Source organism: Pseudovibrio axinellae (assembly GCF_900110875.1).
GTDB lineage: Bacteria > Pseudomonadota > Alphaproteobacteria > Rhizobiales > Stappiaceae > Pseudovibrio > Pseudovibrio axinellae.
In genome coordinates, this window is record NZ_FOFM01000001.1 from 875,675 (window position 1) to 888,024 (window position 12,350).

Consider the following 12,350-nt stretch of genomic DNA (forward strand, 5'->3'; position numbering starts at 1 on the left):
TGTAACGCCTGACTTACCTTTGAAGCTCTCTACCATAAATGCGGCGCATCTCTTCCAGCCAAGCACGACCGGCGCCGCTCGGCTATTACATGGACCTAGCACAGCCGTGTAAAACAGAGAGTAAAGCAGACGCTGAAAATCAATAATTCTCGTAAATTATATTAGATACACCAGTATATTAAAGATAGCATCACGATCAATTGGGACATAAATCAGTCTACGTCGCACCATCCTTACCGGCGTCACCAATCCTGCAGATCGCACATCTTACAGAGACCTTAACAAGGCGTTGAATTTTGCTGATTTCTATAGTCTGATGGCGTCAGACCATAATACTTCTTGAAGATATTTGTGAAGGATGATGCATTCTCATAGCCAATCTCATAGGCTATTGACGAAATTGATTGATTGGATGACCTAAGCAGAACCAAAGCTTGTTTGAGGCGAAGCTCTAGCTGCACCTGTTTTGGTGAATTACCAAAACAGGCTTTAAAATTCTTTTGCAGGCTGCTCACCGAAAACCCTTGTTCTTTCGCCAACTGCGAAATTCTGGAGTGATCCGGAAGTTGAGCTTTTACTTTCTCCAACCGTTTATCGACTGCATTTCTTGCAGATACACCGGTGTTCTGACTCGTCGCCAGCTCTAGGGCCGTGTTGAGAAGGAGCGATGTTTCGTGTGCGTTGACCTTCATGGTTTCTGCTTGAGAGACAAGGAAGGTCACATACTTTTGAGCAAGGGTAGAAAGGTGCAGATGGCTGTCATTTGAAGCACGGAAAAACTGTGTGATCGCGGCCTTATCCCCCACATCAATGACTAGGAAACGGCTGCCGAAGGATGTTTCGCTGTCATGCAAGGTTTGGGGTGCGATGAGGCCAACAGAACCTACTTTCAATTCCTTGAAGTGACCGCCGATTTCTATATCCATTGCGCCGTGCAGCGGAATAACCGCCTGAGCAAAGTCATGGCGATGCCCAAGTTCCAACTTGTCATATTCACGAATAACGGCTTGAAACGACATATTGTATTTCCACGTATCAGAAGGATACAGACCTATCGGCCTGATCGCCCTAAGCGAACCTTTCGCTCAGAGATATAACGTAGTTTTGAAAATCTCAAAAAGAAAATCTATTTCCCATTTTGCCTAAGTGCATTTTCCGCAAAGTGGTTCAAGATCGACGCACTCATGCTGGCACCACCTGCCCCACTTTGGCTTTGGTATCAGACCAACTTACAAGACCTTGTTTTTAGGCAGACTTTCACATGCACACCACCAAACCAACAGGCCCAGCGCGTCCTGCAACAATGATCGGCAGCATTTCCATTTTACTATGGGGCACACTTGCGATTTTGACCAAGTTGACGGGTGATCAGTTTCCGCCGTTTCAATTGCTGGCAATGACGTTTACGATCGCCACCCTCACCTTATCTGGCAAGCTGTTGACTGGGAAAGCCGATGTAAGCTCCATCTTAAAGCTGCCATTGACCGGTTGGCTCCTTGGTGTTGGCGGTTTGTTTGGCTTCCATGCCCTTTATTTCGTTGCCCTGCAAAACGCACCTGCTGTGGAAGCTGGTTTGGTTGCCTATATCTGGCCGCTTCTCATCGTATTGTTCTCTGCTCTGTTACCCGATGAAACCCTCACCCGGTGGCATGTGAGCGGGGCGCTCATCGCACTTGGTGGCTACTGGGTTTTGCTGGGTTGGAACAACGCTGCAGGCAACTTGCAGTGGGAGTATCTGATTGGTTATCTGGCCGCCGCAGGGTGTGCGCTTATTTGGTCCAGTTACTCTGTTTTGAGCCGTCTGATTAAAAACACCTCTTCAGACGCTGTGATTGGCTATTGTGCGCTAACCGCCCTGCTTGGCTGGTCCTCACACTTTTTGTGGGAACAGACAGCCGTTCCTTCAAGTCTCACCCAAATCATCGCGGTTGTTGGTTTGGGTCTGGGCCCCGTGGGCATTGCGTTTTACACTTGGGACTTTGGGGTCAAGCATGGAAATGTACAGTTGCTGGGCGTGTTCGCCTATGGCGCCCCCCTGATCTCAACACTTCTGCTGATAATGTTTGGTGAGGGCACGCTGGAAGCCAACGTCATTATCGCAGCACTTGCCATTGCTGGCGGCTCATTGATTGCGGCAAAGAGAGCAGCAAAGGGATAGAAGTGAGACTGAAGCCTCACTTCGTTTTCATTTTTGAGAGGTACCCTGCCGCTTCCTGCTTGATCTCTTCTATTTCCTCAGATGTAAGCTGCATTGCAACCTTCTCCCTGTTTTGGACAGCATCTTTATCTCCATTTTCAGCTGCAAGAAAAAACCATAAATATGCGTTTTTATAATTTTGTTTTACGCCCCGCCCCAAAGCGAATGATATCCCGATTTGGCTTTGTGCAGAAACATTGCCTTGCGCAGCAGCAAGGCGATACCATTTTGCAGCTTGTACATGGTCTTGCGGTATACCTTCGCCAACCTCGTACAAAATTCCAAGACTGAGTTGGGCATTCGCATCACCTTGCGCAGCAGCGAGACGGTACCATTTTACAGCTTCGACCTTATCCTTAACTACGAACTCTCCGATATCGTACATTGCACCCAGATTATTCTGTGCGTCAGCATCTCCCTGGTTTGCGGCTAGACGCCACCATTGTTCAGCATTGGCTATATTTTTTTGAACACCAAGACCTAAGTAGTACATCCTCCCAAGATTATATTGTCCTCCAGCCAACCCAGCCTCAGCACTCAATTGATACTGTTTTGCAGCTTCAGTATAATCTTTTGACAACCCTTTTCCGGCTTCCAACAACGTGCCGAGGTTATTTTGCGCATAAACATTACCTTGCTCCGCGGCAAGGCCATACCATTTGGCGGCCTCTTTATAACTTTGTGGCACGCCACGCCCATCTGCATACAATTGCCCGAGATTATTCTGCGATGAGGGAAAGCCCCGATCAGCGGCAAGGCGATGCCATTTCGCTGCCTTACTATAATCTTGAGGAACACCAGACCCATTTGAATAAGCCTCCGCGAGGAGAACTTGTGACTTCAAATGGCCCTGTTCTGCGGCCATACGAAACCAGTTAACAGCTTCAACAAGATCTTTCTTCTTAGATTGCCCTTTGACGTACATGCGCCCAAGACTGAACTGAGCCCCTATGTGGCCCTGCTCAGCTCCAAGGCGATACCATTTGGCTGTTTCTGCATAGTTCTGTGGCACCTCTCGCCCACGAATGTAGGCCTTCCCGAGATTGAATTGCGCGACCGCATAGCCTTGGTCAGCAGCAAGGCGATACCATTTAACTGCTTCTTCGTAGTCCTGTGGCAAGCCCTTCCCTATGGCATACAGAACACCAAGACTATTTTGGGCGTTAGGGTAACCTGCGTCTGCAGCTAAACGCCACCACTTGGCTGCTTCTTCATAGTCTCTAGGTACATCATCGCCAGTAACGTACTTTTTCCCAAGTTCAAATTGTGAATTCGGGTTGCCATTCTGAGCTGCCTCTTTGATGACATCGAAATCTGAACCATTGGCAGCGAGCGGCAACAAGACTGATAAATAAAGGAGTGGTGCAACGAAGAAAAAAAACAGGCATTTCCTAAGCATTTGTATTTCCTAAAATAGCAATTTTTAAGAGAACGAAAAATGAAACAGAGCGTACCGTACGAATCTAAAATTTTATCACGACATAATAAATTGAATGAGCATGCAGTTAGTTTAAACGCTCCACTTACTCCCTCTTGCCCTTAAAGAATGTCTTTAGCATTGCGGCGGAGTCGGTTTCGGCGAGGCCGGAGTAGACATCGGGGGCATGGTGACAGGTTGGGGAAGAGTAGAGGTGCACGCCATGGTCTACAGCGCCGCCTTTGGCATCCCCTGCTCCATAATAAAGCCTGCGGATGCGAGCGAAGGAAATGGCGGCGGCACACATTGGGCAGGGTTCCAGCGTTACGTAGAGGTCGCAACCTTCCAACCGCTGAGAGCCGAGCTGCTTTCCGGCTTCGCGGATGGCCAGTACTTCTGCATGGGCGGTGGGGTCGTTAAGTTCAAGGGTTCGATTGCCTGCCGCAGACAAAACCTTGCCATCCTTAACCACAATGCAACCGATGGGGACTTCGCCGCGCCTCTCAGCTGCACGAGCCTCATCCAGTGCCTGGTCCATATATGTTGAGTTCAATGTGGGTGTCTTCATAAGCGCAAGCTAACGTTGATCGCTCAAGCTGTCATCATTTGTGCAAGTGATCCGAGAGTTTACGCAGACAAAAAAATAAAAAAACCTGCTGGACTGCCTTTGTCCCTTTGCCAACCAGTGTTGCTTAGGTTATGAACCGATGACGACACCAATGTATTGTGAGACATCTGACAGACTGCTGGACGGCCAAGGCGGTGACGCCTATGTGAGCCCATCCAGTGTATCTGGTCAGAGTGTAGAAAGTTAAAGGCCCCGGTTCGCCGGGCAAGAGCCAATGAAGAACAGCGGTAAAAAACCAATTAGCTCCCCCCGCAAATCCGGCGAGCAGACCAAAAAATCCTCCAGCGCAAAACAAACGCCAACTGTAACTGTTGCCGGCGAACGGATCGCCAAAGCAATGGCACGCGCGGGCTTGTGCTCCCGCCGCGAAGCAGAAAGCTGGATTGAAGCTGGCCGCGTGAGTGTGAACGGTACGGTGCTCGAAACACCAGCAGTCACCGTAACGCAAAAAGACAAAGTGCTTGTTGATGGCAAGGCATTGCCGACACGTGAGCGCACCCGCCTTTGGCTTTTCCATAAGCCGCGGGGCACTGTTACGACAAACAAGGACCCTGAAGGGCGCAAAACCGTCTTTGACATTTTGCCAACTGACATGCCGCGTGTTGTGACAATTGGACGATTGGACATTAACACTGAGGGCCTGTTGCTGCTGACCAATGACGGCGGCCTTTCCCGCGTGATTGAACTGCCTGCAACTGGCTGGCTGCGCCGCTATCGCGTGCGCGCTTTTGGCAAGGTGACCCAAGAGCAGCTGGATGCTCTTAAAGATGGTATTGCCATTGATGGTGTACTTTATGGCGCGATTGAAGCGACATTGGACACTGAAAAGGGCGATAACGTTTGGCTTACAATTGGCCTGCGTGAAGGTAAGAACCGCGAAGTCAAGCGCATTCTGGAACACCTTGATCTATCCGTGAACCGCCTTATCCGCATTTCATTCGGTCCGTTCCAGCTGGCTGACCTTGGTGATGGCGAACTGCAGGAAATTAAGGGCCGTGTGCTGCGCGATCAGCTTGGTGAGCGCATTGTTACAGATGCTGACCTTGATTTTGATGCTCCTATCATCAACCAAATGGCTTCTCGCACGAGCAAGTCTGCTGAAACTAAGAAGAAGAAAAAGTCTTCTGGTGGTGCAGGCGGAGGCTGGATCAGCGCAAAAGATGCAGCTGCAGTGCTCGCCAAACACAATAAAAAGCCTTTGCGTCATGGCAAAGACCAAAAAGAGGGCGATGGCGAGCGCTCTGAGCGCAACCCATTTGGTGATCGCAAACATGTTGGTGTGAAACCAACCTTTGGCGACCGCAAGCCATCTGGTGATCGTAATAACGATCGTGAACGCAAACCTTTTGGTGACCGTGATCGAGAGCGTAAGCCGTTTGGTGATCGTGACCGTGATCGCAAACCGTTTGGCGACCGTGATCGTGACCGCAAGGCTGGCCCTTCCCGCTTTGGCAGCAACGAACGTGGCGGCCATGCAGGCAAACCTCGCCGCGTCTTCAGTGCTGACGGCAGTGTTGATTCTTACACACCAAGCCCTGATGACTCTGACAACAGGCAGCAAAACGAGAAGCGGAAACCAGAAGAGCGCCGCTTTGGCACCCGCACGAAACGCGGTGGGTTTGATTTGGCCCATGGCGGTACGAAACGCACTGCTGAGGCAGAGGCACCACAACGTGACGGACGCCGCACTGGTGGCTTTAACCCATCAGACAATGCGGGCTACAAAGGTGACACCGGCCCAACCCCAGGCGAGCGCCGCTTCTCTAACCGCCGTTCTCGTGATGATGCACCGACTGATGAAAAACGCGGTGGATTCAATAAAGGCCCACGCGAAGGTGGACGCGATGGCGACAAGCGTGGCTTCAGCAAAGGCCCGCGTGAAGGCGGACGCGATGGCGACAAGCGTGGCTTCAGCAAAGGCCCACGTGAAGGCGGACGCGATGGCGACAAGCGCGGCTTTAGCAAAGGCCCACGTGAAGGCGGACGCGATGGCGACAAGCGTGGCTTCAGCAAAGGCCCACGTGAAGGCGGACGCGATGGCGACAAGCGCGGCTTTAGCAAAGGCCCACGTGAAGGCGGACGCGATGGCGACAAGCGCGGCTTCAGCAAAGGCCCGCGTGAAGGTGGACGCGATGGTGAAAACCGTAGCTTCAGCAAAGGTCCACGTTCTAACAAGGGCTTTGGCGGTGATAAAGCACGCGGAGACCGCGCCGGCGGCGAACGTTCCTTTACTCCTCGCGGTCATAAAGGCGGCAGAAAATCGTGAGAATTGTTGCTGGCCGATTTCGTGGAACTGCGCTCGCTACACCTAAGACACAAGATACGCGCCCAACCAGTGACCGGTTGAGGGAGACGATCTTTAACGTGCTGGCGCATGCCTACGACAACCCAGTACAGGATGCACGAGTTCTGGATCTGTTTGCAGGTACCGGTGCCCTTGGTCTTGAAGCAATGAGCCGTGGTGGCAAATACTGTGTCTTTGTTGAGGACGCAGTAGAGCCGCGTGGGCTCATCCGCCGAAATGTCGAGACTACTGGTCTGATGGGCGCCACAAAGATTTTGCGCCGTGATGCAACGTCTCTAGGTGAAGCCGGCACGATTGCGCCGTTCAGCCTTGTGTTCCTTGATCCCCCCTACCGCAAGGAGCTGGGTGAAAAGGCATTGGCGAGTGCTGTTGCTGGCGGCTGGCTCAATACAGGTGCGCTTTGCGTCTGGGAAGAAGATGCTAGCGTCACTCCTGTGATCCCTGAGGGATTTGAGGGCCTCGATGTTCGCCATGCTGGCGACAGCCAGATCCTCATTCTCAGGTATACCGGTATATAGAACAGAGCCGACACATATATAAAGACATTGAGTAAGCCCTCCGGATTAGATTCGGGAGGGCTTTCTTTTTATGGGCAGTCCGACAACACCGCGCTCTCGCACTCCCTTCAAACGGCAGGCCCACTTTGGATCGCGCTGTGTGAGCTGACATCAGAGCGAGAGAGCCTGCACTCCAACGCTCGACGCCCTCGTGGGTGAGCTGAAACCCAAGGCAATGATTGTTTCTGGTTCACACATAACGAAGCAACGCGTCTGCTTTCTAAAGAGCGCAAATTCCCCAAACCCGCTCAAAACCATAATACATGTAAATACTACCACTTTACTTATCAGTGGTATTCGTATGCTAAGAGACGCCCATTCCTAATGGGCCATTGATTCGACGAGCGCAGACTGCATATAGAAACACGCAGAGATCTACTAAATGATTTTTTAACAAACAATAACAACGACTTAATTCCAACGAACCGTCCCTGATTATCTACTTGTTATTTTTACGGATTTTATTCTAAAAGCGTTGCAGGAATGAAACAGCGGCATCGATTACTTTGATAACTCTAGGTTATTTTGAGAGTAATTATTGCATAAAAGGCATTCTACTGGCATCAATTGCAGCAGGGAATTCGCGTAACAACAATAATATTAGTTTTGCTTAGGCAGCATTGGGCCGCCTTAAGTAGTTTTGTCAATTAACCTTGTTTGAGGAGTGGGTTTCAACCCGATTTAGGAGTCGAATTATGCGCCATTTTACAACTAGCGCGGTAGCAGCGCTTATGATGAGTGCCACTCCGGTCCTTGCAGCCGATCTTCCCGTTGCACCGGAGCCAGTAGAATATGTCCAGATCTGTGACGCTTACGGTACTGGATATTTCTATATTCCAGGCACTGATACTTGTTTAAGAATTCGCGGTCGTGTTCGTGCTGAATACCGTTTCAACAACTTTGGGGCGGCCCCAAGCGACTGGTCTGAGCGTTTCAGAAATTCAACATCCACACGTGCACGTGGCTACATCCGGATGGACGCCCGGACTCAAACAGAATATGGCTTGTTGCGTGCTTATATTGATCTATTCGGTACTGTCGACACGCCTGGCTTCATCCAGGACGACAGCTCCGATCCCTTCGTGAACCGACCAGTAGGTTCCTTTGGTGTTGATCAAGACAACACAGTGATGACGCTTGACTATGCATTCATCCAGTTTGGCGGAATGACTGTTGGCCGCGCCCAATCCTTCTATGACTTCTGGACTGGTTATGCATACGGTGCGATCACCACTGTTGCATATTCTGATCAGAACTTATGGCTTGCTGGTTATACCTTTGACCTTGGCAATGGTTTGTCCACCAGCTGGTCTGTGGAAGACAGAACTGCTCGGCAGCAAGATCTCTTTACTGGTCAGTACCTAAACCAGATAGACTATAGTTCGAGTACTTTCTTCGATACTAATATTTACAATCAAGGCTATGGCGGTATGCGCTTCCCAGATCTGGTCGCCAATATCCGACTAGATCAAGGTTGGGGTTCTGCTCAGATCATGGGTGCCCTCTCAGAGATTCGCTATCTTGAATCTTATCCATCTGGAAAACTCGGATGGGCCATCGGTGGTGGTATCGAGTTTAACCTGCCATGGTTCACAAATTACGTTTCAGGCTTCCAGGCTGTTGTCCAAGCGACATACGCCCAAGGTGCTATGGGCTATGTGAACAGCGATTGGCAGAATGTTAATTGGGACGCAACAGCTCAAACAGATGGCGAAGATGGCATCACAACGGGTTGGTCCGTCGCATGGGGCTTCCAAGCTGACTTCACTCCTGAGTGGAATGCTGCACTCCAGGCTTCCTTTGCTAACGCTCGCCCATACCACCTTTGGAACCAAAACCAGTGGGATGTTGTAGGTAAGATCGGCTGGACTCCAGTGAATGGCTTCGAGATCGGTACCGAAGTCGCATACCGCAACGTAGGCTTGGGTGATCTGTTCCCAGATTACGAACTCAATGATGGAAACCCAACACGCCCACTTGGCCAGCAGGATATCATTTCTGTCCTAATCCGTGTTCAAAGGGACTTCTGAGGCCACATGTCAGAACCCGTCGATTACTGGTGTAATCGAAAACACGAACTGGATGAGGCGGACCATTGGTCCGCCTCATCTGGTTTTGGCTCGCTCAAAACCGCTAATGACGCCCAAAAAGACGCTCTATATCGGAGAGCTTCAGTTCTATCCACGTTGGGCGGCCATGATTGCATTGCCCAGATTTCGGCGTAGCCTCCATATCACGCAGTAAGTTGTCCATTTCCTCAGGTCGCATTCTCCGACCCGCCCTGATTGAACCATGACAGGCCATCGTTGCAGCCACGAGGTCGAGTTTTTCACGAATGCGCGTGGAACTATCAAACTCTGCAAAATCATCGGCAAGATCAGATATCAGCGCTTTAATGTTCAAGCGCTTCAAGATGGAGGGCGTTTCCCTCACTGCAATTGCTCCAGGGCCAAAGCGTTCCAGGACCAGACCAACCTCTTCAAGCTCGGCCGCGCGCTCTTCAAGACGCCCGACATCCTCTTCTGGCAGGTCTACCACTTCAGGAATCAAGAGTATTTGCCGCGGCACATCGCTTTTTGCCAGATCTTCTTTCAGCTTCTCATAGACCAGCCGCTCATGGGCTGCGTGTTGATCAACGATCACCAATCCATCTTTGGTCTGGGATACAATATATGTTTCATGCAGCTGCGCCCGCGCTGCACCAAGTGGAAAATGTTCCCGGTCAGATGTGGGTTCGTGTCCGTGCGCTCTTGCATCTGCCGATGGTGCATCAACAAATTGGTAGGCTTGCTGTCCATCTTGCCCGCTCTTAAAAGCTGCCCCTTTTGGAAGGCCAGGCGCATGGTAGGGGCTGGCAGCTTCCATGAGGCCAAGCTGTGTCTCAGTCTCACCAGGTTCAGGGATATCGGCAGCATTCCATATCTGGCCCTGCACAATTGGTCGATTTGAGGAGTTTTGCCAAGAATAGTTCTGAGTGCTCGTTGTATGGCCCTGCGCACCATGTGCCGCTGCACCGCTATGCACATTAAACCCAGCGTTTTGGCCCATAGGGCGGATTGCGTTGATTGCAGAGTTCGTATTTGCGGTGGAAGCCCGAAAGCCGGACTGAACGAAGGCACTTTTTAGTGCACCGATCAGCAAGCCTCTTACAAGTTGCCCATCTCTGAACCGGACATCAGCCTTAGCTGGATGCACGTTCACGTCTACCTGGTGTGGGTCCAAATCAATATACAAAACAACGATCGGATGGCGATCTCTGGAGAGCACATCGGAATATGCAGCCTTTAAAGAGCCCAGCAGCAGTTTGTCGCGTACAGGTCGTCCGTTTACGAAGAAAAATTGGTGCTGCGAATTTGCCCGGTGAAATGTAGGCAGGCCAGCGTATCCATACAGATGAACGCCCTCGCGCAATGCTTCAATTTCCATTGCATTCTTAGTGAACTCAGATCCCAGAATCTGACCAATACGCGCTAGGTCCGCATCATCACCCGTACATGCTGGGAACTCTAAAGACCGTCGATCTGAACCTGAGAGAGTAAACCTGATGGTTGGATTTGCTAGTGAGATCCGTTTGATAATCTCTGTGATTGCAGTGGCTTCGGCGCGGTCGGACTTAAGAAACTTCAATCTCGCGGGTACGGAGAAGAAGATGTCTTTAACTTCTACACGCGTGCCTTTGTTGAGTGCAGCAGGTTCAATATCGCTGTTTTGGCCACCTTCGACTTCAATTTTCCAGGCATGAGGCTCACTGGCATGGCGTGTAGTGATTTCTAATTTGGAGATCGCACCGATGGATGGCAGCGCTTCGCCGCGGAACCCCATTGTGCGAATGTCCATCAAGTCATCTTCAGGCAGCTTTGAGGTGCAGTGACGACGGACGGCCAGCTGAAGGTCTCTTTCAGTCATACCCGCGCCATCATCGGTGATACGCAGCAGGCTTTTTCCGCCGGATGCTGTGACAATGTCGATACGTGTTGCGCCGGCGTCGACTGCATTCTCAACCAGCTCTTTAACAACACTTGCTGGCCGCTCAATAACCTCACCAGCGGCGATTCTGTTGATTGTCGTATCGCTGAGTTGTTTTACCGCCATAATCGCTCCGTTTAACTTGGTCTGCATCTAATGGCGCATCCAAATAGCCTGCGTGAACACTCGGCGTGTTCATTTTTGATGCTGAGTGAGCGATGATTACACTGACTTGTCACTTCAATCTGCTCAGAGTATGAGGATTTGGCTCAACTCAGCTCATTTTTCAAGAGTGTATCTAAATTTACTCCAAGAGAACAACTTATGAAGCAACACGATCCGATATCAGGCCTCCACCAAATTGCAGAGGAGTTTACCGGTATTTTATGCGATGTTTGGGGTGTATTACACAATGGAGTCAGTGCCTTTCCAGAGGCAATCACAGCTCTGGAGACCTATCGGAAGCACTATGGCCGACCTGTTGTATTGATCACAAATGCACCGCGCCCTGCGCATGAAATTGCAGCACATCTTCAAAGAATGGGTGTACCTGAGAGTTGCTATGATAGCATCGTTTCATCAGGTGATGTTGTGCAGGCTGACCTTAGAGAACTTGAAGGCGCAAGAGTTTATCATATCGGGCCGCAAAAGAATCATGGCCTGTTTCATGGAGTTAACTTTGAATTTGTCGGCCCAGAAGCTGCCGATGTTATCGTGTGTTCTGGTTTGAATGACAGAGAAACAGAAGAGCCAGAAGATTATCGCGACCATTTTGAAGAGCTTTTGAAATTAGACCTCACACTGATCTGCGCCAACCCAGATATTGTGGCGGAACAGGGGGACAAACTGGTCTGGTGTGGCGGTGCACTTGCCAAGCTCTATGAAGAAATGGGTGGGCACGTTGTAATCACGGGCAAACCCTTCCATCCAATTTATGATTTGGCCCGTTCCAAACTCAATGCTCATGCAGGCAAGATGCTTGATAGGAGCGAGATACTTGCAATTGGAGACGGTATTCCGACAGACATCAAAGGGGCATATACACAAGGCATCAGCGCCCTGTTCCTTACAGATGGCATCCATGCAGCAGAACTTGCAGACAATTTCGACGCCGTTCGCCCAACACTTCAGGCAGAAGGCTTAGAGACCCATAGCTTCATGGGGCGCTTGAACTGGTAGCGTAGAAACGGAACGCCCCACGTAAGAGTGAGGAGTTTAGTTTAGAGCACACGAAATACCGCATAGGTTACCCTGTGTGCTCTACTATTTTGCTTATGAAT

The 12,350-nt window shown here is 50.5% G+C and carries 9 protein-coding genes; 5 read left to right on the plus strand and 4 right to left on the minus strand.

Annotation, left to right across the window (positions count from 1 at the left end):
• Positions 1–278: 278 nt before the first annotated feature.
• Positions 279–1,019 (minus strand): helix-turn-helix domain-containing protein, encoded by a 741-nt coding sequence (locus BMZ51_RS03980; RefSeq protein WP_068005849.1) that lies wholly within the window; start codon positions 1,017–1,019, stop codon positions 279–281.
• Between the two features lie 242 nt (positions 1,020–1,261).
• On the opposite strand from BMZ51_RS03980, the gene yddG reads away from it, so the two are divergent.
• Positions 1,262–2,158: an aromatic amino acid exporter YddG gene (gene yddG / locus BMZ51_RS03985; protein ID WP_068005848.1), complete on the plus strand. Its 897-nt coding sequence runs from the start codon at positions 1,262–1,264 to the stop codon at positions 2,156–2,158.
• A gap of 16 nt (positions 2,159–2,174) precedes the next feature.
• On the opposite strand, the gene BMZ51_RS03990 is transcribed toward yddG, so the two are convergent.
• Both BMZ51_RS03990 and BMZ51_RS03995 read right to left on the minus strand, forming a co-directional pair.
• Positions 2,175–3,596: an SEL1-like repeat protein gene (locus BMZ51_RS03990; protein WP_068005847.1), complete on the minus strand. Its 1,422-nt coding sequence runs from the start codon at positions 3,594–3,596 to the stop codon at positions 2,175–2,177.
• Positions 3,597–3,720: 124 nt separating this feature from the next.
• Complete coding sequence (locus BMZ51_RS03995) at positions 3,721–4,152, minus strand: nucleoside deaminase (protein ID WP_082825619.1); 432 nt, start codon at positions 4,150–4,152, stop codon at positions 3,721–3,723.
• A 304-nt stretch (positions 4,153–4,456) separates the two neighbouring features.
• Here BMZ51_RS03995 and BMZ51_RS04000 point away from each other — a divergent pair, with 304 nt between their 5' ends.
• From BMZ51_RS04000 to BMZ51_RS04010, 3 genes are all read left to right on the plus strand, one after another.
• On the plus strand, positions 4,457–6,508 hold the full coding sequence (locus BMZ51_RS04000) for a pseudouridine synthase (protein WP_068005844.1): 2,052 nt from the start codon (positions 4,457–4,459) through the stop codon (positions 6,506–6,508).
• Complete coding sequence (rsmD, locus tag BMZ51_RS04005) at positions 6,505–7,065, plus strand: 16S rRNA (guanine(966)-N(2))-methyltransferase RsmD (protein WP_068005842.1); 561 nt, start codon at positions 6,505–6,507, stop codon at positions 7,063–7,065. The genes BMZ51_RS04000 and rsmD overlap by 4 nt, the downstream gene beginning before the upstream one ends.
• 734 nt (positions 7,066–7,799) lie before the next feature.
• A complete protein-coding gene (locus tag BMZ51_RS04010) occupies positions 7,800–9,134 on the plus strand; it encodes a porin (protein WP_068005840.1) in 1,335 nt (444 codons plus the stop codon).
• Positions 9,135–9,237: 103 nt separating this feature from the next.
• Here BMZ51_RS04010 and mutL read toward each other — a convergent pair whose 3' ends face one another.
• Positions 9,238–11,223, minus strand: coding sequence for a DNA mismatch repair endonuclease MutL (gene mutL / locus BMZ51_RS04015; RefSeq protein WP_244271378.1), 1,986 nt, complete (start codon positions 11,221–11,223; stop codon positions 9,238–9,240).
• A gap of 171 nt (positions 11,224–11,394) precedes the next feature.
• Here mutL and BMZ51_RS04020 point away from each other — a divergent pair, with 171 nt between their 5' ends.
• Positions 11,395–12,249, plus strand: a complete 855-nt coding sequence (locus BMZ51_RS04020; RefSeq protein ID WP_068005837.1) for a TIGR01459 family HAD-type hydrolase — start codon at positions 11,395–11,397, stop codon at positions 12,247–12,249.
• The last annotated feature ends 101 nt before the right edge of the window (positions 12,250–12,350 follow it).

Excerpts from the sequence above, each read along its gene's own strand:
- BMZ51_RS03980 (WP_068005849.1), bottom strand. The coding sequence starts at position 1,019 with ATGTCGTTTCAAGCCGTTATTCGTGAATATGACAAGTTGGAACTTGGG.
- mutL (WP_244271378.1), bottom strand. The coding sequence starts at position 11,223 with ATGCAGACCAAGTTAAACGGAGCGATTATGGCGGTAAAACAACTCAGC.
- BMZ51_RS04010 (WP_068005840.1), top strand. The coding sequence starts at position 7,800 with ATGCGCCATTTTACAACTAGCGCGGTAGCAGCGCTTATGATGAGTGCC.
- yddG (WP_068005848.1), top strand. The coding sequence starts at position 1,262 with ATGCACACCACCAAACCAACAGGCCCAGCGCGTCCTGCAACAATGATC.
- BMZ51_RS04000 (WP_068005844.1), top strand. The coding sequence starts at position 4,457 with ATGAAGAACAGCGGTAAAAAACCAATTAGCTCCCCCCGCAAATCCGGC.
- BMZ51_RS04020 (WP_068005837.1), top strand. The coding sequence starts at position 11,395 with ATGAAGCAACACGATCCGATATCAGGCCTCCACCAAATTGCAGAGGAG.
- BMZ51_RS03990 (WP_068005847.1), bottom strand. The coding sequence starts at position 3,596 with ATGCTTAGGAAATGCCTGTTTTTTTTCTTCGTTGCACCACTCCTTTAT.
- BMZ51_RS03995 (WP_082825619.1), bottom strand. The coding sequence starts at position 4,152 with ATGGACCAGGCACTGGATGAGGCTCGTGCAGCTGAGAGGCGCGGCGAA.